This is a genomic window from Pseudomonas sp. H1_D05, assembly GCF_054682705.1.
Map to the genome: position 1 here is coordinate 6,151,978 of NZ_CP162825.1, position 25,743 is coordinate 6,177,720.

Annotated in this window: 27 protein-coding genes; 5 read left to right on the forward strand and 22 right to left on the reverse strand. The window is 53.7% G+C overall.

What is annotated here, in order from left to right; all coding sequences use genetic code 11:
* The first annotated feature begins 299 nt into the window (after positions 1-299).
* A complete protein-coding gene (locus AB4O11_RS27585; RefSeq protein WP_460129478.1) occupies positions 300-1,532 on the forward strand; it encodes a RelA/SpoT domain-containing protein in 1,233 nt (410 codons plus the stop codon).
* A 372-nt stretch (positions 1,533-1,904) separates the two neighbouring features.
* Here AB4O11_RS27585 and AB4O11_RS27590 read toward each other — a convergent pair whose 3' ends face one another.
* Positions 1,905-2,666 (reverse strand): hypothetical protein, encoded by a 762-nt coding sequence (locus tag AB4O11_RS27590; RefSeq protein WP_007915516.1) that lies wholly within the window; start codon positions 2,664-2,666, stop codon positions 1,905-1,907.
* 449 nt (positions 2,667-3,115) lie between these two features.
* Between AB4O11_RS27590 and AB4O11_RS27595 the strand changes: the two genes are divergently transcribed.
* The 4 genes from AB4O11_RS27595 (at position 3,116) to AB4O11_RS27610 (ending at position 8,450) form a co-directional block, all read left to right on the forward strand.
* The gene (locus tag AB4O11_RS27595) at positions 3,116-3,328 is read left to right on the forward strand and encodes a hypothetical protein (protein WP_103369846.1); all 213 of its coding nucleotides are present in this window, start codon (positions 3,116-3,118) and stop codon (positions 3,326-3,328) included.
* Between the two features lie 1,309 nt (positions 3,329-4,637).
* Complete coding sequence (locus AB4O11_RS27600; protein WP_460129480.1) at positions 4,638-5,537, forward strand: phosphoribosyltransferase-like protein; 900 nt, start codon at positions 4,638-4,640, stop codon at positions 5,535-5,537.
* Positions 5,538-5,539: 2 nt separating this feature from the next.
* Positions 5,540-7,516: an ORC-CDC6 family AAA ATPase gene (locus AB4O11_RS27605; protein WP_460129482.1), complete on the forward strand. Its 1,977-nt coding sequence runs from the start codon at positions 5,540-5,542 to the stop codon at positions 7,514-7,516.
* The gene (locus tag AB4O11_RS27610) at positions 7,509-8,450 is read left to right on the forward strand and encodes a hypothetical protein (protein WP_460129484.1); all 942 of its coding nucleotides are present in this window, start codon (positions 7,509-7,511) and stop codon (positions 8,448-8,450) included. Before AB4O11_RS27605 ends, AB4O11_RS27610 begins: the two co-directional genes overlap by 8 nt.
* Positions 8,451-8,467: 17 nt before the next feature.
* Here AB4O11_RS27610 and AB4O11_RS27615 read toward each other — a convergent pair whose 3' ends face one another.
* The 21 genes from AB4O11_RS27615 to AB4O11_RS27715 form a co-directional block, all read right to left on the reverse strand.
* A complete protein-coding gene (locus AB4O11_RS27615; RefSeq protein WP_460129486.1) occupies positions 8,468-9,691 on the reverse strand; it encodes an N-6 DNA methylase in 1,224 nt (407 codons plus the stop codon).
* Positions 9,692-10,092: 401 nt separating this feature from the next.
* Positions 10,093-10,902 carry a hypothetical protein gene (locus AB4O11_RS27620; RefSeq protein ID WP_460129488.1) on the reverse strand — a complete coding sequence of 270 codons (810 nt, stop codon included), beginning with the start codon at positions 10,900-10,902 and terminating at the stop codon, positions 10,093-10,095.
* A gap of 275 nt (positions 10,903-11,177) precedes the next feature.
* Positions 11,178-11,972: a DNA adenine methylase gene (locus AB4O11_RS27625; protein ID WP_460129490.1), complete on the reverse strand. Its 795-nt coding sequence runs from the start codon at positions 11,970-11,972 to the stop codon at positions 11,178-11,180.
* Positions 11,973-12,121: 149 nt separating this feature from the next.
* Positions 12,122-12,664: a lysis protein gene (locus AB4O11_RS27630; protein ID WP_460129492.1), complete on the reverse strand. Its 543-nt coding sequence runs from the start codon at positions 12,662-12,664 to the stop codon at positions 12,122-12,124.
* Positions 12,646-13,209 carry a glycoside hydrolase family 19 protein gene (locus AB4O11_RS27635; protein ID WP_460129494.1) on the reverse strand — a complete coding sequence of 188 codons (564 nt, stop codon included), beginning with the start codon at positions 13,207-13,209 and terminating at the stop codon, positions 12,646-12,648. The genes AB4O11_RS27630 and AB4O11_RS27635 overlap by 19 nt, the downstream gene beginning before the upstream one ends.
* A gap of 34 nt (positions 13,210-13,243) precedes the next feature.
* Positions 13,244-14,290, reverse strand: a complete 1,047-nt coding sequence (locus AB4O11_RS27640; RefSeq protein WP_460129496.1) for a phage late control D family protein — start codon at positions 14,288-14,290, stop codon at positions 13,244-13,246.
* A 78-nt stretch (positions 14,291-14,368) separates the two neighbouring features.
* On the reverse strand, positions 14,369-14,689 hold the full coding sequence (locus AB4O11_RS27645; protein ID WP_433898192.1) for a hypothetical protein: 321 nt from the start codon (positions 14,687-14,689) through the stop codon (positions 14,369-14,371).
* An 88-nt stretch (positions 14,690-14,777) separates the two neighbouring features.
* Positions 14,778-14,984 carry a tail protein X gene (locus AB4O11_RS27650; RefSeq protein WP_460129498.1) on the reverse strand — a complete coding sequence of 69 codons (207 nt, stop codon included), beginning with the start codon at positions 14,982-14,984 and terminating at the stop codon, positions 14,778-14,780.
* On the reverse strand, positions 14,959-15,804 hold the full coding sequence (locus tag AB4O11_RS27655) for a phage tail protein (protein ID WP_460129500.1): 846 nt from the start codon (positions 15,802-15,804) through the stop codon (positions 14,959-14,961). Before AB4O11_RS27655 ends, AB4O11_RS27650 begins: the two co-directional genes overlap by 26 nt.
* A 9-nt stretch (positions 15,805-15,813) precedes the next feature.
* A complete protein-coding gene (locus AB4O11_RS27660; RefSeq protein ID WP_460129502.1) occupies positions 15,814-18,258 on the reverse strand; it encodes a phage tail tape measure protein in 2,445 nt (814 codons plus the stop codon).
* A 155-nt stretch (positions 18,259-18,413) separates the two neighbouring features.
* Entirely contained in the window at positions 18,414-18,728 is a 315-nt protein-coding gene (locus tag AB4O11_RS27665; protein ID WP_460129504.1) for a phage tail assembly protein, read from the reverse strand.
* An 11-nt stretch (positions 18,729-18,739) separates the two neighbouring features.
* A complete protein-coding gene (locus AB4O11_RS27670; RefSeq protein WP_460129506.1) occupies positions 18,740-19,243 on the reverse strand; it encodes a phage major tail tube protein in 504 nt (167 codons plus the stop codon).
* Between the two features lie 12 nt (positions 19,244-19,255).
* Entirely contained in the window at positions 19,256-20,422 is a 1,167-nt protein-coding gene (locus AB4O11_RS27675) for a phage tail sheath subtilisin-like domain-containing protein (RefSeq protein WP_460129508.1), read from the reverse strand.
* Positions 20,423-20,525: 103 nt separating this feature from the next.
* Entirely contained in the window at positions 20,526-20,948 is a 423-nt protein-coding gene (locus AB4O11_RS27680) for a tail fiber assembly protein (protein WP_460129510.1), read from the reverse strand.
* A 9-nt stretch (positions 20,949-20,957) separates the two neighbouring features.
* Positions 20,958-22,535, reverse strand: a complete 1,578-nt coding sequence (locus AB4O11_RS27685; RefSeq protein WP_460129513.1) for a phage tail protein — start codon at positions 22,533-22,535, stop codon at positions 20,958-20,960.
* The gene (locus tag AB4O11_RS27690) at positions 22,528-23,139 is read right to left on the reverse strand and encodes a phage tail protein I (protein ID WP_460129515.1); all 612 of its coding nucleotides are present in this window, start codon (positions 23,137-23,139) and stop codon (positions 22,528-22,530) included. The genes AB4O11_RS27685 and AB4O11_RS27690 overlap by 8 nt, the downstream gene beginning before the upstream one ends.
* A 1-nt stretch (position 23,140) precedes the next feature.
* Positions 23,141-24,025: a baseplate assembly protein gene (locus AB4O11_RS27695; RefSeq protein WP_460129517.1), complete on the reverse strand. Its 885-nt coding sequence runs from the start codon at positions 24,023-24,025 to the stop codon at positions 23,141-23,143.
* Complete coding sequence (locus tag AB4O11_RS27700) at positions 24,022-24,348, reverse strand: GPW/gp25 family protein (protein ID WP_103368789.1); 327 nt, start codon at positions 24,346-24,348, stop codon at positions 24,022-24,024. The genes AB4O11_RS27695 and AB4O11_RS27700 overlap by 4 nt, the downstream gene beginning before the upstream one ends.
* A gap of 5 nt (positions 24,349-24,353) precedes the next feature.
* Complete coding sequence (locus AB4O11_RS27705) at positions 24,354-24,584, reverse strand: hypothetical protein (RefSeq protein WP_460129520.1); 231 nt, start codon at positions 24,582-24,584, stop codon at positions 24,354-24,356.
* 53 nt (positions 24,585-24,637) lie between these two features.
* Positions 24,638-25,225: a phage baseplate assembly protein V gene (locus AB4O11_RS27710; protein ID WP_460129522.1), complete on the reverse strand. Its 588-nt coding sequence runs from the start codon at positions 25,223-25,225 to the stop codon at positions 24,638-24,640.
* On the reverse strand, positions 25,222-25,743 hold the full coding sequence (locus tag AB4O11_RS27715) for a hypothetical protein (protein ID WP_460129524.1): 522 nt from the start codon (positions 25,741-25,743) through the stop codon (positions 25,222-25,224). Before AB4O11_RS27715 ends, AB4O11_RS27710 begins: the two co-directional genes overlap by 4 nt.

Here is a 25,743-nt window from a genome sequence, read left to right on the forward strand (position 1 = left end):
AAATCCGAGTCCTAGGGAAGCGACTGAAATTGGTGATGCGATGCATCTAGACACGAAGCGGGCTACCAAACCCGAACACTGGTTTTCAGTGATGTGGGGACGATAGAACCTGCGGGCTAGACGCACAAGCCGGGGGATTCTGTCTTAGGTGTAGGGGGAGGCGCAAGGTGGTGTAGGGCATGGATGGTGACGCTGATACGTTTTTAAACAAACGCAGAATTATTGAAAGATTTACGTAGGTAATTTGAAAAATTGAGCCCGTTCCGGGTAAATAGATCCGTCCCCGTTTCTAACATTCAATGAGTTTGTCGGAAACTCACAAATTCTTTGCTCATTCGCAATCCCCTTGCCCCAATGAACCTTTGGTTGCTGATGGCTTTTATTCGTTTTTTAGATTACAAATTGCTGATGCGCGTGCGCACCACAGCAAGACGACCGATCAAAGAAAGGATTTCGAAATGGCTGGAGAAGCGATTTATCCCGGGGGATCAAGAAAGCGCGTAAGCAGAGCGGGCGACAACGTGCGCATTGATGCCGCGAGCAAGGAAGACTTGGACACTATTGAAGAGTGGCGAGCGGCGCACAGGGGCGTTTTAAACACCTTCCAAGCTATTCTAAGAACTCGCACAAAATACACTGACATTATCGTTGCTCAACGACACAAGCGTAAAAATACTATTTTTAACAAGCTTCGACGTCTCCCGGGAATGAAACTAGCTCGAATGGACGATGTGGCTGGCTGTCGACTGATATTTCAAAGCCTAAAAGAGCTCTATGATTTCCGAGAAAAATTCCACAAAGCGCGATTCAAACACAAAAGACGAAATGACGAAGAGAAGTACCATTATATAAACAATCCGAAAGACACTGGTTATAGGGGAATCCATGACGTCTATGAATACGATGTAAATTCGATAGCAGGTCAGAACCTTGCAGGTTTGTATATTGAGATTCAATATCGGACGCTGGTTCAGCATGCTTGGGCGACAGCAATCGAGGTAATTGGATTTATTACCGAAAGCCAACCAAAATTCAAACAAGGCGATCGTAGATACGAACAAGCTATGGCCTTGGCTAGTGAAATTCTGGCCAGAGCACATGAGGGGCTAAAGGGACCATACCCCGAAATTACCGACAGGGAGCTACTTGAGCGTTTTCTGGTATTAGATAAAGAGCTCTCGCTACTTCAAACTCTACGCGGCCTTAATGAGGCGAAGGGCGAAATATCCGACAAACGGAACACCATTTTAATATTCTCCGAATCTGGAGAGCTTGAAGTAAAGAGTTACCGTGACGCGCCAGATGCTTTACGTGCGCTATTCGACTTAGAGAAGCAGATGCCAAACAAGGACATCGTATTGGTACGAGCGGACTCAAGTGAAGAAGTTAGATTGGCATTTCGAAACTACTTCTCAGATGCCCGAGAGTTCATTCGCCTGCTAGATGATGCATGTGACAAATTAGGTCGGGTACCCAACGATCACCCAGCTGACATCGCAAACTTCTTGGCAATGTATGAGGATGGTGAATAATCACCAGAACACCAAAACGGGGAGTTTATTACTCCCCCAAATTTCCGTATATTTTAAATCGAATAAATTCCGCTCCAATCCAATCACTCAGGTGCAACATCCGCATTTGAATCGCTCAAGCTCATTGGCAGCATAGATCCATGCTGCCTCCCGAATCGAACAAAAATCCGGCAGCGTTCTGCGGAACGGTGGCCATTAACTGCGGTGGAATGCGCAAACTGCGCCGACATATCCTGCGTCTAATTCTTTATCGAGTTGAATACATCCTTCGCTGCTACCTCGCTCACGGGAACAACGAAAAAGGGTACGGATTTATATATCAGCCAAAAACAATAAAAATAAGTCAGTCATCTTTTCGGGGTACATTCACGACTACCCTCCGAGGGCTCTTCGATATTCAGGACTAGCTGCCAATATTTGATACAACTGAATATACATAACATTAACACCAAACTCAGACTCTAGAGAGCGACGCCTTATCTCTGCATCCATTGGAAACTCTCTAGCGATGATAACTGCCGATACGACTCGATCGGACGATTCTGAAATCTTGGAAACAGACGAAACAACTTTTCGAATCTCGGAGCTTGAAATTACGCCGGCCTTGGACTGCACATACAAAACCTCTTCAGTGGAAGTAGCTACCACATCGACCTTTGCAGCATCTAAGTGCGAATCAGCAATCTCTGATTGAAAACCTAGCTTTTCAAAATAACTACATATTGCATGCTCTGTCAGTTTCCCCTTTGCAGCCTGCTGCCGACCTATCACTTTAGATATAGTTTTGTGAATCTCATTCAAATCACCACGAGTGGCCTTCTGATAAGACCTTTCCTCCTCACCAATTACATCCGAATAATAACCAACCTCCTCCCCTAGATAAACAGAAACAATAAAATCCTCCCTTTCATAATTTACCAACTCATCATCGATCTTAGATACTATCCATCCCAAAACTTCTGAACTCAACTCTCTTTCAATTATTAAAGTACCATGAGCAACGCGCCTCTCAAAATGCAGCTCAAGAAACCCTAATCGATCTTTAGAGTCACTTCCATTTTCGCGAAGCCACACCACATAACTTTCACTTGCCTCTGTCCGCGCAAGCCTTGTATATGTAAACTCGAAATCCATTTACACCCACCATTATAAAACGCTGAAAGAAAACCAACCCTATGGACATCCTTACCCACACAAGGAAGGTACGCACTCATATCACGACGATAATTATATGCCTATACACTGAAATAATTTTATTGCTTTGACATCGCCTCTTAGGGCTTCTGGCCAAAAACCTTCTAGAGAGTCAGTAATTCTCCTTCCGCCAATCCTGTTAAACTCCCCACCTCCCAGCCACACCCAGCCCAGAACCGCCAATGTCCCCTATCACCGCCCCACTCTCCCGCCGCTTCTCCGTCGCCCCGATGATGGATTGGGCGTAGCCCCTCGTTTACCGCCCGGCCACGCTGGCTCATCCCTCGAAATCACAATGCTTTGTAGCAATTTCTAAGCATGCATCGTTTACCGCCTACAAAGCGCACTACCGGTACTATGCTCTTTCTTTTTCGACAGGAGTCGATGCTATGGCAGACGAATATTCGTTATCGGATGTGCTGGAGAGGATGTACCAGAATCAGCTCGGTCTGGAAGCAGCTTTGATGGAGCTCACGCTTCATGCTGAACAGCAAGGTTTGGCCGAGGTCGGCGACAACGTCCGGGGGGCCTTGTGGGCGATTGGAGAGAACGCCGGACACATAAAGCAGGGCTTGGCAAAGCTCCGAAGCAAACGTCTCTAAACCGCCACACTACGATCGTGTTGGAGTACTAACGCTGCAAGGTCCATAAGTGCCGAAAACAAAGGGTTAAACGGTTTTTTTAAATCTCAGGCAGTTAGTGTATTAGGCATTGTTTGGCATTTGAGTTGCCTCATTTTTACCCCATCGATTCTTCCAATTCGGGGACCATGGCTATAGCTGGAACGCTCGCTGGACATACGGAAACTTTTTTCGTGACTTACCGAGCGGATTGCTACACAGCCACTCTATGCGAATGTGATGAGGCTCAATTGCAGCTAACATCACTTTCTATCAACCTGCATGGGAGAGCCGAGTATGTGGAACAGGAATCAAAACTCTGGCCCTAGAGGCGGACTGTCGACTGGGCCGGGCGGTGGAATGTCAATCGGGCCGGGCGGGGGGCTTCGATTGGCCCAGGCGGTGGTATGTCAATTGGCCCAGGCGGTGGCATGTCGATTGGTCCAGGCGGTGGGCTATCAATTGGGCCAGGGGGAGGTCTTTCGATTGGACCCGGCGGCGGGTTATCCATTGGGCCAAGGGGCGGTCTCTCAATCGGGCCCGGTGGCGGTCTCTCAATTGGACCGGGCGGCGGATTGTCTACCGGGCCGGAACCTTATATGAGCAACATTCCGCCGTGGCCTGTGTTCGTGCGCGAACTAGAGAAACGCGGTCTTCACCAGTACGCTCAGATGATTAGAGCGCATTTGCCTTACCCTGTTTAGACGCTGCAATCTCCTCAATATATTTGGCTCACCGTCTAAAGAATAGGTGAGTCATACCCAGCGCCCATCAAGCCAACCTGCATTATTTCTCTATCAATCCGTAAAGAATTAGATAGGGATTCGAACCCCTTCATCTTTCAATGCAGACCGCTAGAGGCCATAAAATACAGGATATCCGACTCTCCGACTCGGCGTATGACGGCCTCCAGAGGCCCCCAATCTGCCCTAATTTTGCCCTAAGCGGCATCCCAAAATGCGCCTAACCGCTGCCCTTTCTGAGCGGGCATCCGATGTTTTTCATGGAATCGATCCACCCGCGCAACTCGGTCATTTCCCACAGGCACATACGAAAATCTTCGAATCGCTACTGAGGCGCGGATGATTTAGAGGGAGTTGGCAGCACTCGTTGGGGGCTTGAACGACGACTATACCTAGAAATGCTGCGTCAATTCGCCTATTGTTCGGCGAATCCTCCTGGTCGATAACGACCGACAACACCGACTAATTTATTGAAATCCATCATCTTCCCCAATGAATTATTCCTACGAACCATGGACGTTTGATGAAAAAAATTATGGATTGGCAAATTGAAATTACCAGATAGCGCATCCAGTTTCGTTGAGTCGGTAAAATCAGATAGCCGCTATCTGATTAGTCGAGGTTTGTGGGAGATTCCAACAGCCAGATTTGACGGTTGGCTAAACCAATTTATAGGGCCAGAAGAAGAGTTCTTTGCAGCGTGTTTACTCGATCACTTGATTTTTCGAACATCTTCGCAATTTGAAGCTGGTCTCAGAGCGCTATTTAGGAGCAACCTCCAAGGGAAAATTTTTTCAGGGTGCTCTGATGATGAACTGATGCTCAAACTTGCAGGACGAGATGAAGCTCATTTAAGAGTGGTTCCCGTAATTTGTGAAACGGATCCGCCGACGAAATCCGGCCCGCTTGTTCTTCGGCGTCTTCAGCGGATTATGCAGATCCGACACAAATGGATTTGCTGGCCATGGCAAGCGGCAGCGAAAATCCGCAATCGCGAAATAGACACTGTAATATTCGTAGATGATTTTTTAGGTTCAGGCAAACAATTCGAAACCTTCTTTAACCAATGGGGATTCGACCAACTGCTTGACAATGCAAAGTACTATTATGCCCCAGTGATCGCCCACGAAATAGGGCTTGAGCACCTGAAAAATGTATTACCTAGCGTGCAAGTCATCTTCGCAGAGCAACTTGATAAGTCACATGATTTCTTCTCTGAAGATGTTTGGAACCGTCTGGGACAAGGAACAATTTCAGCAACCGAAGCAAAAGAATGGTACTCAGAATTCGCAAAAGTAAAGGGACTCTGCCCTAGATCAACTGGAGCTTTCGGCACAGGTAATCTTTCATTGGCTTTTGGATTTAGCCACGCCACTCCAAACAATTCTCTACCGATTTTTTGGTACGACAACGAATCAACTGGCTGGCAGCCTTTACTGGAGCGCTAAGTATGATACATAAACTTCCTGAAATCTTCTCAAAGAATCGAAACGAGGAAACTAAAGAAGACAACTGGTCGGACTTTGTTGTTCCTGGCTTTCTTAACGACCTTGAAATAAAGTCACAGAGCAAAGCGATCGTAATTATCGGTGGTCGTGGCACAGGAAAAACCACTCTGTTACGCTATTTCTGCCACGCAACACAATTTTCGTCTAGACGACCACATTTACCGGAAGACATTTTAAACCATATCGGCCTTTACTGGAGGGCCGATACGAACTTTTTAAATTCATTCGCGGGCGGCGAACAATCTGCAGAGACATGGCGATCTGCGTTTGAACATATGTTGGCATGTGAGTTCGGCAAAGAAATTATTCGAGCTTTAAAAAACCTGAATTGCAACCCAGAAAGACAGCAACGGTTTGGACTACTGGACAACCTCAGCATCTCAGTATTGCAAGATTTTGATGAAAGCTTAGGCGATAGCATTATAGACCTAGAGAAAAATCTACAAAAAAGCCGCACCAAATTGGCAATGTGGGTGAATAACTTAGACACATGTCCAAGGCCAATTTTCCTACCGGCAGATGCATTCCTAAGAGCTTTAATTGGAACATTAAAAGACCAACTCCCATATCTTTCGGAAACAACCTTTGGGATATTTATCGATGAATATGAAAATCTCAGAGATGAGCAGCAGCGATTCATCAACGGGCTGTTGAAACATGGATCTCCACCACTCATATACAATATTGCTCTAAAGCCTAAAGGCTGGCACACAAAGCAAACAATTGGTGGTGAGTCGATCCAAGACATATCTGACTATCGAGTAATTGAGCTAGAGTCATACATTGCCAAGGACTTCGACGTATTTGCAGCCGAATTGCTGTTCTTTAGATTAGCCGAGCATGACCCTGAACTCCAAAATCATCTTCCAATCGTATCCGAACATCTTAGATCGATAGACCATATAGCTGATCGATACGACAATCCAAAATACCAAGAACTTGTAGTAAGTGCCGCAGAACAAATGCTGCCCCGCGTATCGCTAAAAGCCGCAGCAGTAGAGGTACTAACAGACACGAAATTACTTGAACGCCTGATGCACAAACTGCGTCTAGCGCTGCATAAAAAAGGCAGCGAACTAAAAGCCGAGAGCTTCATTGATATTGAATACCCCGAAATATCAGTTATTATGCCAGCGCTACTTAATCGAGACCGAGAAAACGCAGAAACTTTATTAAAAGAGTTCAACGACTTCAAAAAAGGCAAAGGAACGAGGCTATCTTTAAAGAGCGCACTGATTTCCAATAATCTATTTGGATGCATTAACTCGATCTACATAGACGCTCGACGCACATCCATTTTATTTTCAGGATTTACTGTTTTAACCATGATCGCAAGAGGGAACGTGCGACATCTACTAGAGTTAATACATAGAATTTTCAAGGAGTATAAGCCTAGCGATGAAGAAGTATTGCCTGTAGTTCCAGCATCAGTACAAGCACACGCGATCTACTTAGCAAGTGAGTCAATTCTAAACACTGTCAGCGGGTTTGGGGCGTTTGGCCCTCAGCTTTACTCTCTAGCGCTATGTTTAGGGTCGATTTTCAGGCAGCGCCACAGAAGTGAAAAACAAAGCGAACCAGAAATCAATCATTTTACCATAGCAAGTGGCGATCTCAGCGAAAAACTCAATCGATATCTACTGGAAGCGGAGAAATGGTCAGTTCTATTTCTTTCCAGAGAAACAAAAATGAAAACACTTGGGGTAATAGGGTCGGACTACACGCTCAATCCGATATTCTCTCCTTACTTCCAAATCTCATATAGGAAAAAGCGAAGTCTTCACTTCAATACCTCTCATCTCTTACAAATGTTTGAGGGCGACCAACAGGTTCGGGACGCTTTAGTAAGGGAGCTTGGAAGGCAGGATACCAGTGAGCCAGAGCAAATAGATTTGTTTGGTGAGGTCCCCTATGAATGAAGGAAAGGAGGGAGATTATCTTTTTACGTCGAAGATATCGGTAGAAATTCCCGACACTTTAGTAGGAACTGAAGTTGCGTTTGTTGGGGGTGAAGTAGACCAGCGTGGCATCGCAAGTATCGCTGCATTAAAAAAGGTGGCAGGCGAAGTCTTTCGCTTGAGATTTGACGCGGCCAACCAACAAACCTACATCAATGACAAGCCGGTATTAAGGGATGCATTTACAAAAATCTTCCATCTGAAAAATCGTATTCTCTTAGATACAACTACTCTTGGTCTTGGTGAAATTTTACAGGTCTTACTTGTAGCAAAACGTTTGAAGCTTACACAAATAGAGTTTTTGTATGCTGAACCGAAACGGTACACTCGAAGAGAAGGCGTAGTTGATTCTCGAATGAGAGACTTTACTTTGACTCAGAACTGTCACTTTCAGTCAGTTCAAGGTTTTGCTCACGAATATGATCCCTCCATGAGAGCCACTCATGTTTTTCTTCTCGGCTTTGAGCCTGGCCGTATACGTAATGCAATAGAACAGCGTGGCGACTATGATCCCGATCGCTACCATTTCCAGATGATCATTGGTGTTCCCGCTTTTCAAACAGGCTGGGAGTCTAACACCATACGCCCCCATTTAGCGGTCTTAGAGGACCTAGACATTAATGAAAGATCCATTATGTACTGCCAAGCCAACTCGATAAGGGAGTCGTATTTAACACTATGGAGTTTGTATCATCAGCTAGGAGATGAGCGCGGATGCTTTTTTGTTTCACCACTTGGAACTAAGCCACATGCTGTAGGCGCCGCGCTGTTCTTACTGGAAACAAAAGGAAACGAGATATCGACTTCTCTATACTACGACCACCCTGAAAGAGTTGTAAAAAGATCTACAGAAATTTCTGCATGGCATCATGTGATCGTACATCTCAAACACTAAAAGCGAGTCCATTCAGCTTATACAATATCAATCCTTAAATTTAGCAGCCCCTCTACAGTGATAAAGCTAGCTCCAACTCCATGAGCTATGCCGAGCAAGCTTTGCCGACCCGCATCACTAATAAGGTAGTCGAACACCCTATCTGCATAGATGGGGTCGACTCGTAGCAAAAGTATACAATCCGTAATTATTACCGCGCCCGAGGTAACTCTCCATATTTTCTGGTTAAGATTTCGACCAACTCTGGCTATTAAAATATCACCAGGATGCGCAACAACAATACTAGCATCACTAATTAGTGCTTTTTTCGTCTTAAACTTCCTAGGCACATCTAGGCGATCAGCAGAAAAGTCCGTCGTATGCAGGATATTCATCCGACTATTCTTTCTCTCGACGGAGCTGAACGTTCCTCTTTTCAACATCGTTGCTATGTCTTTAAGCACCACCTGCCTCTTACTCGTTTTACTCTTACTCACAGCCAAATAAGAGTAATCAAGCCTGAAACTTGCTTCTTCCGAAGGAACCGTTATTACCTGAGAAAGTTTTCCGCTCGATTCTAGCCTTTGAATCTGAATACTATCAAACGGAGACAAACTCTTAGATAGAACCATAATATGGGCTTTCGCATCAGTATTGCGAAATATACGGCGAGGAAGCTCTATTACTCGCTCTATTCGATGCGTCGTAGTAAGAGACTTACGCAGAGCTGAGAATTTCTCACCAGCTATTATTCCATCTGGAAGAATGAGACCTAGCTTCCCGCCCACCCGAAGAAATCTTAAATTCTGCGCTATAAACAAGACCTCTGCTGGAACGCATCCAAGCTTAGGTAAAACGCTTTGAAGGCCAGCCTCTTCTAGAATCTCACTGAAGTGCTGACGCCACTTGGGACGAAGATAGGGAGGATTGCAAACGGCGGAGTCGATAGATCCGAAGTCGACGCCGAGCCTTTTATCAAGACTATATTCTAGAGCATCTCCAACATGGTGGCGCATTGAGTCACTTGAAATATTCAAAGGTAGATATTTTTCTGCACCTTCATCAATATCTACAGTAATAAACTTTGCATCTACCCACCGCTGGGTTGCTTCACGAATAAGCGCGCCATCTCCGACACCCAGTTCAATCACGGTTGTTGGCTTATCAATTGACATTGAGCTAATCAAAAGACCAGCAACTTCCTGCGCGGTATAGTATCGACCCAGCCAGTCTGACGTTTTTGAGGTCCGCTGTAATTGCATATGGGCTGTACTTTACCTATAAATACATGAAAGGAGACGACGTTCAAATTGACCAATGCGAGGCCACTCAAGCCGAGATCCGTGAAACCATTCCAGACCACCGCACAGCGGTAAGCATATTCCACTGTTCAGGCTTCGTATAGCAATCTCATCCCATTTCCGGCACCAATAGCTAGTCGCCTAACGCCTGTCCAAGCTACGCCCCTCTCTACTGTACATAAAATCAGCATTCACCCTGCGAACTCGACTCTAGCATTCCCCCTATCAGTGGCGCTCGGATCTCGACGACCAGCAGTGTCGATTGCAAAATCCCGAGGCCCATCACCCGATGCTTCATGCAATGAACACCACTGAAACAAGGGGAAGAACCTGACCTAGCTACTAGAAGCCAACTACCAATCTCAAAACTCGCGATATGGGATCGAGGATGGCACTACCTTAATTCTAAAATCGACCCAAGGAGTTCTCTTCTCATTTTCAATTTCAAAATTATTAATAAATGACTTCATCGACACGACGGCGAGATCTTGATTTTTCATAGGACCAATATGTACAGCTTTAACATGACTAGATTCAAAATCAACTTCAAGATATGGAACAACAATTCCATTACGGACGCGGTACTTAATGAGCGGGGAGTGAGCCGATTCCAACCGGCAAATTCGCATTTCATTCTCTTCTATGAAACTTTGATGCTTAAATAGATTAACAGCATCACCTAAATTCCAGAGAGCCCTAGCAATTTCGTAGCCATCACCATCATCATGTTTCATCAATTCCTTTGAAATTTCCTTCCGTGCTTCAGCCACTAGAGCTTTGGCCAGCCTCACCTTGGTTTCGACATTATAAACACATGCCTGCACAGGCGCGAGATGAGCTTTAAGCGTCTCATGAAATTCAATGGCATAATTCCCATAAGAGCGCCACTGAACCAAATGATCTCCAACCGTGCTAAATGAACCGATAAAAGCATGCTGCTCAGCAAGCCATTCGCTCACATTTTCAATTGTAAAATCTTGCAAGTGAAACAATGCTTGATCAGTTACAACGTCACCAGACTTAATTAAATCCTGAATTTCTTTAGCTACATATCTCGCACCATCTAACGCCTCATCTGAATCATTCATGAATCGAATATCGGTAAGCCAAAGCTTTCTCTTCCCGATAATTGAGAGTACAGCTGCAGCATCAGTATAGTGAAAAAGCGACATAGGACCCTCATACGTAGGTAAACACCCAAACGAACCAAATTAGTTTTTTACCAATTAAGTAGGTCATTGCAATACGAACGCAGTTGAAAACCGGCGTAGTACCGCAAGCAGCATTATGACTATCACAGCAGAATAATGCACCTCCGGCTGCCACCTTAAAGCTACGCATAGCATAGAGCCAACTGCAAGCATTGAATAACGTCACTTAGGCGGTTCCGATTAAACTCTAGAGATGCCATTCTTCAATGCCCGCTGTTAATACCGGTGTAATTGCACTAAAACAAAGCACCCAACGCAGCGGGGGCCCAGTTCATAACCACAAGCTCACTGCTCACTTCAACTTTGCCTTGGCGCTGATTGGTGTTGCTATAGCGGATGTCCAAGGTTTCGAAGTGGAAGCCTTCAAACACGCGACGGATGTCCGGGTGGTCATTGATGCTGACCATCACTTTGCCTTTGCAGCGGCGCATGAAGTCGGCCATCCGTTCGTAGTTCTCGAACGGAAAGTCGACGCCATAGCCGGCGGTCTGCCAGTAAGGCGGATCCATGTAATGGAAGGTGTGGGCACGGTCGTAGCGTTCAGCGCATTCAAGCCAGGGGAGGTTTTCGACGTAGGTACCGGACAGGCGCTGCCACGCAGCCGAGAGGTTTTCCTCGATCCGCAGCAGGTTGATGGCCGGTGCGGTGGTCGCCGTCCCGAACGTCTGACCCGACACCTTGCCGGCAAAGGCATGGTGCTGCAGGTAGAAGAATCGGGCGGCGCGCTGGATGTCGGTAAGGGTTTCGGGGCGGGTCATCTTCTGCCATTCGAACACCTGCCGCGAGCTGAGCGCCCATTTGAATTGGCGCACAAATTCTTCGAGGTGGTTCTGCACGACGCGGTAAAGCGTGACCAGGTCGCCGTTGATGTCATTGAGGACTTCGACCGGCGATGGCTGGGGCTTCATGAAGTAGAGCGCGGCACCGCCGGCAAAGACTTCAACGTAGCATTCGTGTGGCGGAAAAAGCGGAATGAGGCGGTCGGCCAGGCGGCGTTTGCCGCCCATCCAAGGGATGATGGGTGTAGACATAAAAAGCAAGACCTTTACTGTATGGATAAACAGGTGCTAGGCTCGCCGCGCTTTGTGCACGGAGCAAGAGCCTTGGCTGGACTTGCAGGGACCATCTGCAGGGACGACGGTCGATCCGGATGTTGACGCATCTGGACCGGCCGCTCTTTTTACTTCGGTGTTGAAACTTCTTTGGCGTATGCCTGACAGGCCGCGAGGGCAATCAGCCCCCGGTCGCCGTCATCGGTGACGCCGATAATTCGTTGAGCATGCGCTGGGTCAAGTTCGGCTCTTGTGGGGCCATGAACCACGCCGCCGGTGGCGGTGGTGGCTGACAGCGATCCATTGCCGGCGCCGGCGGTGGCGTCGAGTAGGACTGACAGGCGCAGATCAGCAGTGGCAAGACGGTCGCGCAGGCGACCTTGATCACGTTGGACATCGCTCAAGGCTCGATAATGGGTTTGTTCGCTGGCTGCCAGACGCTGCTCGAGCGCGAGGCGCTTGTCCTGCTCGGCACGCTGTTGCGCGGCCGTGGCCTGGGCCATCTGATTGAGGGTTTCGGTGTGTAGTCGGGACTGCTCGCTGAGGCAACTACCGTAGCGCCAGTCCTGCACCTGCCAGGGAATGGCGGCGGAAGTACCGACCAAGGCGATCAGCAGCACCACCTTGCCCAGCAGCCGATAAGGAGCAGGTATCAGGTCGCTGAGACGCATAAAACCGCCCTCGCCCGCCCCCACAGTTCCAGCCGATCCTGCAGGCCATTGAGACCGCCGTTGATCCTGCGGGTGATCGTGTTGAATTCGTTTTGATCCGCGAGCGTGTTCAACCCATTCACCGACCAGAACCATGCCGCCGATTCAGCAGCCCATTGCGGCAATTCCAGCAGCTCAGGAGTCCGCAGCAAGCGCTCGTCACCGAACAGTGCCAGGCTGCAGCGCAGGTAGTTGTCATGGCCGGTAACCTGAATCAGCCCGCGACCGCGATAACGCTGGCCATCGCCGTCCGCTGCCAGTGTGTTGCCCAGTTTTGCGGCGAGGGCACCAGTGTCGTATTTGCTCAGGTATTGATCGCCGCCCAGCTCCCGCACGTACTGCAGCTGACCTGACTCGTGTCCGATTTGAGCCAGGAACGCGGCTTGGCGTTTCGGGGTGTTGATCTGCCGGCGGGCCATGGCTGCGTTGAGCGCGGATACAAAAACGCCCGCTTGGCGGCGGGCGTTGGGCATGATGGAGTGCAGTTGCTGTTCGGTCAGTGACATCGATGTCTCCTTGAGGTGTGGGGATGCGACGCTCTTAGTTGAGCTGAACGACCTTCAGATCCTTCGCCGCTTTTTTCTTCTTGCCTTTGGCTTTCGCCTTGCCCTTCTTGCCGCCGTTGCACTCGACCGTCGTGCTCCAGCCGGACTGGGTGAACACTTGCTCCACCGAATCGACCAGGTACTCGCCATCGAGGCCGACCTTGAACCCCAGGGCATTGATCGAGCGTTCGGCGAACAGGTCGGTACGTCCGGGCATTTCCAGCCGGACACCGGCGGTGGAGCGGTTGAACGCAGTGAGGCGTGCCTGGGCTGCCGCTTCGGCGGCTGATTTGTTCGGGTAGATGTGGCGGTCGGTATGCACCGGCGGCAGGCCGTCCGGCGATTCGTCGTTGTCCAGAGTGACCACGGCGAGCTTTCCGGTTTTCTTGTCCTGGTGCTTGGTCGACACCGCCTTGTGCGTGTTGCGATCACCGAGACGAAACTGAAAGCGGCTCACGTCACGCCGTTGGATCAGCACAACACCAAACGTCCTGCCGGAGGCGCTCTGCCCGGCCTGCCGCGGCATCACCAGCAGCTTGCCGTCGGCCACCTTGGCCGTGCAGTCGTATTGCTTGGCTAGGCGCGTGATGAAATTGAAGTCCGACTCGCTGAGCTGATCGGCGCGGGGCACCTTTGTCTGCACCGGGCAAACCGCCTGCCAGCCATTGCGGGCCGCTATGTCGGCGACGATTCTCGACAACGGCACGTTTTCCCAGCTGCCGCTACGGGTAGTCTTGCCGCTGCCGCGCATGTCGCTGGCCTTGCCGGTGATCACCAATGTGTCCGGCGGGCCGGACAGCTCGATCTCGTCTACGACATAGCGGCCGATGCGAGTCAGCGACGTTTCAACGTAACCCAGGAAAATCTCGATACTGGCCCCGCGTGGAGGCAGTACCACTGCGCCATTGCGGTCGTCGATGCGCAGTTCGAACTCGTCGGACTCCATACCCGGTTTGTCGGTGATCTTCAGCTGCAGGAGGCGGTCATTGATCAGTTGGGTGATGTCGGCGCCGTCGGCCACGACACGAAAGATTGGGGTCATTGTTTCGTCCAATAAAAAGCCCGCACAAGGCGGGCTTAATAGGTTTCATCTTTTCTGCTAGCTACATGGCATTGCAGATCAGTCGGTTTTAACGATGGTCAGGCTGTCTTCTCCTACAGCAATAACACTGTTGCAAACGGGGCAAGCAAAAACGTCTGTATCAGGGACAGGCAACAATTTGGTACAGGTAGGGCAGTTGCCGACCAGAAAGGATTCCCGAGAACCGAAAATCTTTGTAAAAACCGCAAACACCATCACCAATGCCAAAATCCAGCCGATCACTGGGATCAAAGCTAATAGAGCTATTACTGCAACGGAGATGACGAACCAGATGATGCGATGAGGGATTTCCTCTTTGATACTGCGTTTGACTTCTCTCAGTTCTGTCGACTTTTCCATGTAATGGCGCTCGCATTTTCCTAAAAATGACAAGTCTATCGGTGCCGGATTTTTCTAGCAAATTGCCATCACAAATCCAGTCGACATGTCAGCCCCACAGCATCACCTCACTGTCGTCGGGCGCCGGCAGATCCGGCAGCTCGATCACAATGTCGGCGCGATACGGCTGCGGCTCGTCGGCCAGGCCCTGATTGGCGTCCAGCACCGCCTCGACCGTTCCGTTGAGATGCCCATAAGCGTGGTAACACAGGGTATCGAGCAGATCTCCGTCAGACGTTCTGCAGGTCATCGCCATAGCGTACAAACTCCAAGGTAAAAGATTGCTTGCGCGGGATGCCGCCCTGCAGCAGCGCGCTCTGTTCTTCTTCGACGTTCTTCAAGCACCAGGTGCCGAGCACGTCGCCATAGCCAGTGGTCAGGGACAGAGGCAGGAGCTGGGCACCGAGACTGCGCAGGGTGTCCAACTGCTTGATTCCGCCCTTGAAGCTCGGGAAGATCGCGCCCTTGAGGGTGATTTTTTCCTCGCCGATGCCCACCGCTTGCTGCGCCGGACGGCGGGTCAACCGTTCTTGCGACGCCCAGCGGTACTCCGTCGAGCGCCGCAGCTCGTCGAAGGCGGCGGTGTCCAGGTTGAAGTAGTACGGGACCGCCTTGGGATCCAGCGGCTGTACGATTAACAGGTGCGGAAACGGCTTCACCGCTTCCGGTACCGGCGTCGCGTCACCGGCAAGCGATCCGGTCGGCAGAATGTTCCCCAGTGATGGACTCACCTTGCCGGCGATCTTGTTGATCGCAGTGGACGCCCGCGCTGCCTGTTCCTTGAGTTCGCCCATCCGTTCATCAATCTGCGACACGGCGCGGGTGGCCTTGTTGTAGGTGGCCACCACTTGGCCGACCTTGGCCTGCGCGGCGTTGACGCTGCGCATGACGCGTTGCAGCTTTTCCCCGATTGCCGGACCGACAAATGGAATGCCTTCCAGCTCCGAGGCCGCACCGCTGATCTCGCTGATGGCGCCGTTGACCGGGCCCATCATGCCGTCGAGGCTGCGCCGCCCGGTCTCTCCTGCTGCCGCCAGTTGCTTGAGCCCTGACTGCAGTTGCTCCATGTAGGCCATCAGCCCTCCTTACACATCCGGTTGGTCGTACAGTTGGCGGTTCTGCAACTGCTGCGTGGCCTGCTGCATCTGTTGCGCGATGAAGGGCTGCAGCTCACGCGCCATTTGCGCCGGATCCTTCGCATCGCCCTGGACGGTGATGTGCAACGGCGCCGATATCTCGACTCGCTGCTCAACCTTCGGCGCCTCAGATCTGGCGACCGGAGTTGGAGCGGCCAGCAGTGCCGGTGGAACTGGGGCACTGGCGGGTGCGGCCAACGAGCGGGCCACATCGCCCATTGCAGCAGGAGCCAATGGACCAGGAGCTGACTTGGGTTCGAATGACTTGGCAATGTCGCCCATCACCGGCGGCAGGTTTTTTCCAGCGTTGGCCATCATCAATGGCCCAGCGTCCGGCATTCGCTTCAGCGACTCGTCGGAGCCGAACAGTTTTTTGCCCAGAATTCCGCCGGCCAGATCGCCACCCATATAACCGATGTAACCTCCAATCGCGCCGCCAACGATGTTGCCAATGATCGGCACCGCCGTGCCGATGGCAGCGCCGGCGGCTGCACCGGCCAAAGTGCCGGCTAGGCTGCCGGCCGCTTGTCCGTAACCTTCGGCCTTTTCGTCCTGAGTCTCGGCATTCTGGTAGGTGTCGTAGGCCTTGAAACCGGCGTCTATGGCCGCGAAGATCACCGGACCTTTCATGCCCTCGGCGATTTGGCCACCGCGCCCACTACCTCTACTGCCGCGCCCCTTACCGCCTTTGTCCTTCTTGCCCTCCCCGTCATTCATATCGCCGGCATCCAGCCCACTCCCAGCGCCTGGCAGATTGGTAACGATCACCTTTTGCGGGATATTCGGATTGCCCATCAGCGTGCCACGCCCGAGGTTCATCATGCCCTTGCCGACCTTGAACGCGCTGACGACGCCCTTCAGTGCGACCAGCCCAGCCACGGCCGTGCCGATGCCGAGCGTGACCCGTGGAAACTCATCGGCGAAGCCAGATAGCTTGCGGCTAACGTTGTTGATGCCGTCAGCCACAGCGTCGGTGACCGGCCGGATCGCATCGCCGATGCTGCGCATGGCATCGTCCATCGACTGGGCCATTTCGGACCATTTCTGCGCCGAGGTTTGCCGGCGCTCGGCTAGGTTCTTATCGAGGATCCCGGTCGCCCCGGCGGAATCCTTTTTCAGCTGCTCATACAGATCCTTGTTTTGCATGTACGCGGTCAGCGCGGCCTTGACCTGCATATCGGCGAACAGGTCACCGGTGCGCAAAGCCTCCTCCAGAGACTTCATCATGGCCTTGGCTTTCTCGGGGTCAGCCTCCTTACTGATCGCCGCTGTGGCCTTGGCCATCTCGGCGGCTCGCTTCGGATCAGTCGCTTCGATGTACTTCTGGGCCAGGGCAAAACTGGATTCCAGTGTGGATTTGCCATTCTGCAAACCGGTCTGCATCGACCCCTTATAGTCGATCCCGGCCTTCTGGTAGGCCTTGACCGTCTCACCGGAGCCGATTTTCTCCATCCAGTTTTTGAGGTTGTTAGCCGCTTCGTCCGAACCACCGGCCGTTTTCATTTGCACCTGCAGCATCGCGCCCAACTGCGTCACCGAATCCATGCCGGTGATACCCAGTTTGCCCATGCCGGCCAGCAACTCAGGAAACCATTTGGCCATGTCGACCGCTTCAAAACTGCCCGCCTGGCCTTGGTAGGCGATGGCCTCCAGCGCCCGCTGCATCACTTTGGGATCGGTAATCTTGGCGTTCTGACCCAATGCGTTGATCATCTTCGCCGTTTCAGTGCCTTCCGATCCTTGGCCCACCGCAAACTTGGCTGCGGTCGGTGCATAGGACAGCGCCTTGTCCAACTCCATACCGGCGCCGACCAGGGCGTTGACGACTTCGGCCACCTGATTACGCGCCATGCCTGTATCGCGTGACGTGTCGATCACAGTCTTGGACAGCTGCGCCTCTTCCGGCGTGTTGGCAATGTTGGCCTTGATCGCAATGTCGCGAATGATCGCACCATAGTCCGCACTGACCTTGGTCGGGATGGCAGCTGCTGCGGTCAGGGCACCCGCTTGACCGAGGGTGCTTTTCAGGCCGGACCGTCCCTCCTCGATCTGCCGGTGGCCCAACGCCTTCAGTTCGGCGCCGGCGGCCACGCGTCCCATTGTTGCGTAGGCCTTGCTCAGCCGCCCGACCTCGACGCCTTGTTTCTTCAGGAGTGCGAGGTTCTTTTCGTACTTGCTCAGCAGTTTGTCGGCGCCGGCGGCGCCGGTCATGTGCGCCTTGCGCCATTCATCGCGCAGACGCATGGTGTCGCCGATGGTGTTCTGCAGCACCCGGGCCTTGCTGCCCACAGTGTCCAAATGTTTGATCTTGCTTTCGACGTCCTTGAACGCTTTGCCTACCGTCGGATCGACGGCGCCGCCAATGACAAAGCCGAGTGCGAGGTTCTTCGCCATGTGCGGACCTTACGTGCAAGGTTGGTTAAGCGGTGGCTCAATCGGAGAGCCACCACACCAGTTCGTTGAAGGACATGGCCAGGATCTCGGCTGCCGAGAATCCGGTCTCTTTCGCCATACGCTTGGCCAGGATCTTCAACGTAGAACCGTCGCACTTAGTCGTCCGTGACCAGACGAAAGTAGCCGGCCTGCAAGCGCATGTAATCCACCATCTTGAGCCCCACCAGATCCGCCTCGGAGGTCTGGGTCAGCGAGGAAAACAGCGACAATTCCCGCTGCTCGACATCACCGTTGGAGGCCGCTTGCGCGGCCCGCACATCCCGCACGCAAGGTGCACGCATAGTCAGGCGGTCGACCTGCACACCATTGAGTTCCGTCGGGTATTTGAGGCTGATACGAAACCCTTCATCGGTCAGTTCCATCCACTTAGGGAGCGACTGTTCGGGTGTAACTTGAATTGCTTGAGTCATTGCGTATGTCCTTAAAGGCCTAGGGCCGTGCGTTCTTCAGCGAGTTGTTCGACGCCGTCGACCACCAGCACCATGCCGACCATGTCGATCTCGTAGATCAACCGACCGCCGACTTCGAGCTTGTAGTAGGTCAGCGCCATGTTGTGTTTGCTCTCGGCTTTTTCGCCGGCCTTCCAGTCGCCCATGTCGACCTCTTTGAGTCCGCCGCGCATGGTCACAATGACCGGCGTGACCTTGCCCTTGAGGCCTTTGAACGAGGCTCGAAAAACGGCGTTGCACGCTGTGCGGTCGGACAGGCCGAACCATTTCAGCGCCTCGCGACGCACGCCGTTGGTGGTGAACCCGGCCTCAAGTTTTTCGACGCCGGTCGGGATCTCGATCTCACCGGCCATGCCGCCGCCCCGGTAGGTTTCTGTTTTCAGCACGACCTTGGGCAGCGTCAGACTCGGCATCTCGCCGGCAAAACTCACGCCGTCGATAAACCCGGCGCAGTTGGACAGGACTTCAGGAATCATCAGGTGGCCTCCTTAGGCGGCTTCAAGCACTTCGGTCATCCACTCGTTGGTGACTTCGAAAAGGAAATTCGGGTTCTCGGCCGGCGGCACGTCTGTGAAGCGGATCCGCCAGAACACCTTGCCCTGCTCGATCTGGGTGGCCGTGTTGAGTTCCTGATCGGCGTATACCTCGAAGTTGATCACCGCACCCTGATTTTTCAGGTCGCGCATGAACGCTTCCAGGCCGTCGGTGACGTCCTTGACGTAGGTCTTGGTGATCGAGCGGTCGACCGCCCATTTGTGCCCGGCCTGCACGGCATCCATAAGAATGAACAGGGTGCGCACACGGGTAACGAACGCCCACTTCGGATCGCTCGACAGCGTGCGGTTGCCCCACAGACGGTAGCCGTCGTCGCGAATGATCGTGGTGATGTTCGCGTTGTTGAGCAGGTTGGCCCGGCAGGTTTCGTCGCCGTCTAGGTACTCGACGGCGCGGGTGGTGCCGGTGATGCCGGTGAGTTCCTTGTTTGAAGGCGAGGCCCAGAAACCATAGGTGGCGTCCGTCCAGGCGAAAAGGCCGGCCGCCCATGCCGAGCCGGGCGCATCCACGGTTTTGCTTTCACCGGTATCCCAGTACTGCACGCCCGGGTCGACCATGAACAGGTTGCGACTGCCAAAGTTTTTCGCGTAAGCCATGGCGGCCTCATCGGTGGTGCATGGGCCATCGATGATGCCGATGGCCCGCAGCTTCTGCGCCAGGCTATCCATGGCCGTGGCCACCGCTTGGTTGGCGGAATGGCCGGGTGCGATCAGCAAGCGCGGCTGGGCGTTGAACAGACTCTTGCCATCGAGCAGCGCCTGCAGGCCAGTACGCTGACCGGACTCCAGGACACCACCTATGATGGCCGAGGTCTGCAGCGCCGGGTCGTCCATCTTCGGCACACCGATGGCGACGATGACCGCCTTGGCTTTGGCGTAGATCGCTTGGCAGGCCTTGGTGATCGCCGAATCGGCGCCGAATGCGGCAATGGCTTCACGCTCGGTGGTGATCAGCTTGAGTTCGCCGGCCTTTGCAGTACCGCCACCGACCAAGCCGGGGCTGAAGGTGTCGCACAGGCCGATGATCGACGAGGACGGCAACGATATAGTGCGTGCGCCGGTATCGACCGAGGTGGTCGTGACGCCGTGGAAGAAACTCATAAGGCTCGTTCTCCAGAAACGAAAAGCCCCGCTTTCGCGAGGCTGTGAGGTGTGTTCGTGTTACGCGTGACAGAAAAGAAAACGCCCCGTCAGTGCAGGGCGTTTATTGAGTTTGACTAGCCACCCACTCGGGCACGACTGGCCGAGCGTCCTCGGCGGGAAACTCAGCCGCTGCCGGCCAATCCCGCAGAAGCTGGATGTAGTCAAGAAGCTCGCCGAACTGAGCCGCTGACAAAGTCGTCTCGCGTGACCTGTCAACCTGATCGCGGTGCCGCTCGCGCAACCACAGCACACGTTCAATCTCCTCGTCGCGCCAACTACGCTCAGCTTCAGCCAAATATTCCATGGGCGGATCAACCAGAATCGGCAATCCCGACTCATCATGATCCCGCATCTTTCCCGGCGCCGGATTGCCGATCACCGAAAGTATTCGATCTAGATCAATCGGCACCACGTCGGCAGGCATGCTTGCGTGCAGACCCTCCAGATACGTGCAGCCCGTTGACTGACTGTAGTAACTCTTCATGAATACCCCTTAGCGCCCGATACCGATGGCGCCGAAACTAAACGGCAGGATCGAAGAATACGCAGCAAATTTCGTCAGTTGCTTGTCACCCAGGGAAATACTGCCGGGTGATGATCCGTTGGCCCCGGTCACCCAAACGCCATAACAGGCATTTGGAAAACCCAGCACCCACGTCGAATAAGCCCCCTGCGTTCCCAAATTGGTCGTCGCAATCCACTGAAGGATTACTCCCCCCAACCAAGAAGGAAAAACGATATAGCCGTTATTCGCAAAGACCGCCGAGAATCCCCAGCGAAGTTTTTTCGGAGTAACGATCGTAGCGTCATCAGTACCGGCATCCGTCTGCGCCTGCGTGGCAATCTTGGCCGTACCGAGCTTGATTTCAGTGGCCTGAGTCGCCAGCGCTGCGAGCGCGGCGATATCGATGTTTCCCTGATTGATGGGCGCGTTCCATGCCTTAATGCACCACATCACCGCCAGGTTACGCGGGCGTGTTGCACCGAAAGCCGTCTGATCACTGTTAGAAATAGGCGAATTCGTGTTAGAGACCGAAACCGAATACTCACTCCCTGGATAATCAGCAGCATTAACAGTGTCGTACCCCATATTCGAAAGGGCAGTAACTGCAGACGTAACGCTATTCCTGTCCGAGACCGTTGCTACCGACGTGCCGGTGTCAAAGGAGTGTTGCGAACCCTTCTGCCAGCTCCCGACCGCCCGGCCAGCATCCACGCCACGCCCATGATCCCAACCGCGCAGGAACTCACCGCGCGAATCCGGCAAACGGAAATTGCCTGCACCCTCGTCGCCCTTGTTGAAGGCCGTGCCGAGGAATACCGCCAGATCTGGATAGACGGCGATGCTCTTGACGCTCCCGTCCAGTTCGAGAAACCCGGGCGCGACCTTGTCCAATGGAAAAGCGACCGTAGCGCCGACCGGCAAGGCCGAAGCCTGCGCGATCATCGACTCGATTTCAGTCTTGGTGTAGGTGTCCTTGATGCCAAACCCGGCCAAGGTTGTCGGGTTCGACCCGGAAACAAATACGCCGCGATCATTCACCGTAACCTTGGTGTACGTCCCGGCCGCCTTATTCGCCGGCAGCAGTCCGTTGATCAGGTCGTCCACATACCCGCGAGTCGCCAAGACCACCGACGGGTCAATCTTCAACTGAATGTTCGACGTTCCGCTGGTGATGATGTGCATCCGCACCACCTGGTTTCGACCAGAACCTTGGGCGAGTAGTGGCTTGTAGCTGGGCGCCGCATTCGCCACCGCGCAGAAAACACCGTCCTTGTCTTCCAGCGCAAGCTCACGAATCCACCAGCCACCCACATCTGGCGGTAGCACCAGCTCGGCAATCAGGACATTGGTATCGGTAGGAGACACACGCAACTGATTGAGCTGCGCCCGGTAAACCTGATTTACCAGTTTGGTTTGCGAGGCGCTGGGTACGGGGTCGGTGCCATTTGCATCACCGATCAGCATGTAGCGCGGTTCCCAAGGGATGCCCAGCGCGTCGCAGTTGGTTTTCTTGGCGGCGCCCAGCGTGGTGAGCATGCCGCCAAAAATAGAGTTCTTATCAACCATGGGGATATACGTCCAATTCGTCGAGGGTGTATTCGCTGACGCCATGGTTCCCCTGAACCATTACGTTCATGTCCGGATTGCTCCACGGGTAAACGTCGATCTCATCACCGTCGTAAACGGCGAAGCCGACATAGGCGTCCAAGCGGGTTTCAAGTGTGATGTCGAGGCCGGTCAGTTTCCGGCTGACGGGTTTGGCGTCGTCGATCAGGCGTTCGAGTTCGAGGTACATCTCCTCGGTGATGCCGGTGTCCAGCACGCCGACCTTCAACGCGAAGGTTCCCGGCACGCCTTCCGGGATGGTCTGCCACCATTCCGAGATCTCGATCAGATAGCCCAGCGGTTCGACGACCCGGCGCAATGCGCCGATGGTGCCCTTGTGCTTGTGGATGTAGAACGAGGCCTTGATCGCGGCGCGTTTGACCGGTTCCGGCCAAGCCGGATCCCAGCGGTCGACTGACCAGGCCCACGCCAGATGTGGCAGCAGATGAACCGGACAGGTGTCGGGGTTGTACAGCGTGCGCAGCGGAATCAGCGTGGTCTCGGCGAATGTCGCCTCGATAGCCCGTTCCAGAGGAGTGCTGTTGAGCGGTAAAAGACTGCGCATATCAGCCTCCCAACACGACGGTGTAACCGGTGCAGTACGTCGCCTGCGCCTTGGTGGGTTTCAGATCCTGCCAGTCCTTGAGTTCAACGCGGGCCACACCAGCGACGTGCAATTGCGCATCGACTCCGGATCGGGCCACCTCGACGCCCAAGCGACGGCGTGGATTGATCCAGGCCGCCAGCCGTTTGATCGCCTCAGCGAGCGCGGCGTCGTTTTCCGGGCCGGTACCTTTCATGTGCAGCACCGCATCGATCCGGTACCGCAGGATCTCAGCACCCCGCACTTTCACCCGATCACCGACCGGACGCACGTCGTCGTCATTCACGGCTTCGGCGACTAGGACCAGCAGCTCCGGCCCGACCGCGCCGTCACCCTCAAGGCCCAGCACCGTCACGTCCACGCAAGCCGGTGCCGGGCTTTCAGCCGTAGCATCGGCGACCAGCGCGGAGGCGTTACGGGCATGCAGGATGTAGCTGTTGCGTGGCCCCGCCGTGGTCAATCCCTCGTAAGCCATCTGCACTCGCTCACGCAGGGCATCGTAAGATTCCAGCACCGCCTCAATCGGCGGCACCGCCAGCGGATCCGCCGCCTGGATCACCAGGCGCTTGAGATTAACGTTGGCGGCAAGCTGCTCCAGATCGGCGCCGATGGCATACGCCAACAGTTGCGCCTTGGCGGCGTCGTTAACCCGCGCCCGGTTGCCGAGCTTGATGTAACTGCCGACCTCCAGCAGCTTGGTCACCGGATCGCTCTCCAGCGCCGCCGTCCAGTTGTCGCCCATGTAACTGCGAAACACATTCAGCGCTTCTCCGTACACTTCTTCAAAGTCCAGAGGCTCCAGCACGTCCGGTGCCGGCAGTTCCGTCAGATCCACCAGCGTACTCATACCCACACCTCCAACGTGCCGCGCTCACCGAGGTACTCGCCGCTGATTCTGAAATTGATTTTCCCGCCCAGCACCGAGATGGCGACGACGCGCTCAAGCTTGAGTCGCGGTTCCCACTGGCGTAGCGCCCGGGCCGCTTCCGCTTGAGCGGCGCTTTTCCAGCCTTCGTTGATGGGCAAGTCGACCATGCGCCGCAGCTTGCTGCCGTACTCCGGACGCTCGCGGCGGCTCAGCAGCGGCGTGCCGAGGATGTCCGCCACCGACTGACGTAAATGCTCGATGCCGGAGATGGGTTGCCCGGTGTGGCGATCCATTCCGATCATCGGGTTTACTCCTTGAGTTGCTCGAACTCGGTGTGGGCTTTGAGGCACTTCAACGCCACATCGTCGGTGCTATCAACCGACACAACAGCTTTCGCTACGGCCAGCGTGCGGCCATCGGGCAGGATGACTGTGCGCGAGGTGTAAAGCGTGTCGCGAAAGGTCACGGTCGAGGTCATCTGCACTGCGCTGATCGGGACCGATTCAGGCGCAGCCAAATCATCTTGATGTTTGGCCATGGTTTCTCCAGGCATGAAAAAGCCCGCACGCGGCGGGCTGGATGAATGATGAGTTAGTGCTTGTGGTGGTTGTCGCTTTGGCCGGCGGCTAGAATGTCAGCATCGCTGGTGATGCTCTGTGTCGCGTGTATCGGCCCGTCAATATTGACCGGCCCTTTGATGTTCACGGCACCCTCAAGATCGATCGTTCCGGACTTCACGCTGACAGCGTTGTCGGTGAGTTCGGCCTGCGTTGACCCGACCTTGATGGTGACCGTACCGCTCGGTAGGTTGATGCTGTAACTGTTGGCCTGCCAGTCGTAGATCAATGAACCGCCATCTTCGAATCGCCAGACCTCGACATGATCGCGGTTGTCCGGTGGCGGACCACCATTGCCGTAAAGACCAGGAATGAACGTGCCCTGTGCTACATCGCCGCTGGCACTGATCAAAGTGCCCTGCTCGTCGATGCTCGGTGCCCGCCAGTGCCGCGCCTTGCCAGCCGCAACGCTGTGCCAGCGCACCCAGCCGCTGACCCATTCACCGTCCGAAACCCGGCACACCGGCGGTGACGCGGCGAGATCCACCGCTACCACGTAGCAATCCTTGACCAAGCCGGCGAGCATGCGGTCGTGCTGGGCCGCGACGTAACCGGAACTCATGGCACTTGCTCCGGACCGAGCGGGCCGTCGCCCGGCTCAATGTTCAGCAGCAGGGTGCCCGGTGGCTGATCCGGCCAAGGCCATTCGGCCTCACCGAGGTAGATCTGCTGGGACCATTCCACAACCCAGACCGTGTAGCCGTCCAGTTCGGGCTTGGTCCAGTCCTGCATGGCCTGTACGAACTCGGCGGGTTCGACCTCGACGCCCCACGACTGCATCCGTAGCAGCACGGACAACTGGCCGGCGATGAACACCGCTTGCTGATGGTGGTCAGGCTGGATCGGGTCGGTGATCACTCTCGCTTCGAACTTGCAGGACACCCCGGTTTCACCCGTTCCCGGATCGAGACCCGGTTCCATCTCTGCGAGTTCGACCAGCACCGCCGGTAAGGCGATTCGGTCATCGATGTTCGGCCAGACCGCGACGGTCTGGACGCCCGGCAGATGGCCCTGAATGTGCCGCTCGATAGAGCGATACAGCTGCTCAAAACTGAACGGCTCGTCGACTTGATCTGCCAC

What these genes read in the sequence shown, in the direction of transcription:
- AB4O11_RS27590 (WP_007915516.1), bottom strand. Translation starts at nt 2,666, where the DNA reads ATGGATTTCGAGTTTACATATACAAGGCTTGCGCGGACAGAGGCAAGT.
- AB4O11_RS27670 (WP_460129506.1), bottom strand. Translation starts at nt 19,243, where the DNA reads ATGATTCCTGAAGTCCTGTCCAACTGCGCCGGGTTTATCGACGGCGTG.
- AB4O11_RS27660 (WP_460129502.1), bottom strand. Translation starts at nt 18,258, where the DNA reads ATGGCGAAGAACCTCGCACTCGGCTTTGTCATTGGCGGCGCCGTCGAT.
- AB4O11_RS27675 (WP_460129508.1), bottom strand. Translation starts at nt 20,422, where the DNA reads ATGAGTTTCTTCCACGGCGTCACGACCACCTCGGTCGATACCGGCGCA.
- AB4O11_RS27690 (WP_460129515.1), bottom strand. Translation starts at nt 23,139, where the DNA reads ATGCGCAGTCTTTTACCGCTCAACAGCACTCCTCTGGAACGGGCTATC.
- AB4O11_RS27685 (WP_460129513.1), bottom strand. Translation starts at nt 22,535, where the DNA reads ATGGTTGATAAGAACTCTATTTTTGGCGGCATGCTCACCACGCTGGGC.
- AB4O11_RS27620 (WP_460129488.1), bottom strand. Translation starts at nt 10,902, where the DNA reads ATGTCGCTTTTTCACTATACTGATGCTGCAGCTGTACTCTCAATTATC.
- AB4O11_RS27615 (WP_460129486.1), bottom strand. Translation starts at nt 9,691, where the DNA reads ATGCAATTACAGCGGACCTCAAAAACGTCAGACTGGCTGGGTCGATAC.
- AB4O11_RS27645 (WP_433898192.1), bottom strand. Translation starts at nt 14,689, where the DNA reads ATGGAAAAGTCGACAGAACTGAGAGAAGTCAAACGCAGTATCAAAGAG.
- AB4O11_RS27630 (WP_460129492.1), bottom strand. Translation starts at nt 12,664, where the DNA reads ATGCGTCTCAGCGACCTGATACCTGCTCCTTATCGGCTGCTGGGCAAG.
- AB4O11_RS27710 (WP_460129522.1), bottom strand. Translation starts at nt 25,225, where the DNA reads ATGAGTTCCGGTTACGTCGCGGCCCAGCACGACCGCATGCTCGCCGGC.
- AB4O11_RS27610 (WP_460129484.1), top strand. Translation starts at nt 7,509, where the DNA reads ATGAATGAAGGAAAGGAGGGAGATTATCTTTTTACGTCGAAGATATCG.
- AB4O11_RS27695 (WP_460129517.1), bottom strand. Translation starts at nt 24,025, where the DNA reads ATGAGTACGCTGGTGGATCTGACGGAACTGCCGGCACCGGACGTGCTG.
- AB4O11_RS27585 (WP_460129478.1), top strand. Translation starts at nt 300, where the DNA reads ATGAGTTTGTCGGAAACTCACAAATTCTTTGCTCATTCGCAATCCCCT.
- AB4O11_RS27700 (WP_103368789.1), bottom strand. Translation starts at nt 24,348, where the DNA reads ATGATCGGAATGGATCGCCACACCGGGCAACCCATCTCCGGCATCGAG.
- AB4O11_RS27640 (WP_460129496.1), bottom strand. Translation starts at nt 14,290, where the DNA reads ATGACCCCAATCTTTCGTGTCGTGGCCGACGGCGCCGACATCACCCAA.
- AB4O11_RS27635 (WP_460129494.1), bottom strand. Translation starts at nt 13,209, where the DNA reads ATGTCACTGACCGAACAGCAACTGCACTCCATCATGCCCAACGCCCGC.
- AB4O11_RS27605 (WP_460129482.1), top strand. Translation starts at nt 5,540, where the DNA reads ATGATACATAAACTTCCTGAAATCTTCTCAAAGAATCGAAACGAGGAA.
- AB4O11_RS27625 (WP_460129490.1), bottom strand. Translation starts at nt 11,972, where the DNA reads ATGTCTACACCCATCATCCCTTGGATGGGCGGCAAACGCCGCCTGGCC.
- AB4O11_RS27650 (WP_460129498.1), bottom strand. Translation starts at nt 14,984, where the DNA reads ATGGCGATGACCTGCAGAACGTCTGACGGAGATCTGCTCGATACCCTG.
- AB4O11_RS27705 (WP_460129520.1), bottom strand. Translation starts at nt 24,584, where the DNA reads ATGGCCAAACATCAAGATGATTTGGCTGCGCCTGAATCGGTCCCGATC.
- AB4O11_RS27680 (WP_460129510.1), bottom strand. Translation starts at nt 20,948, where the DNA reads ATGAAGAGTTACTACAGTCAGTCAACGGGCTGCACGTATCTGGAGGGT.
- AB4O11_RS27665 (WP_460129504.1), bottom strand. Translation starts at nt 18,728, where the DNA reads ATGACTCAAGCAATTCAAGTTACACCCGAACAGTCGCTCCCTAAGTGG.
- AB4O11_RS27595 (WP_103369846.1), top strand. Translation starts at nt 3,116, where the DNA reads ATGGCAGACGAATATTCGTTATCGGATGTGCTGGAGAGGATGTACCAG.
- AB4O11_RS27655 (WP_460129500.1), bottom strand. Translation starts at nt 15,804, where the DNA reads ATGGCCTACATGGAGCAACTGCAGTCAGGGCTCAAGCAACTGGCGGCA.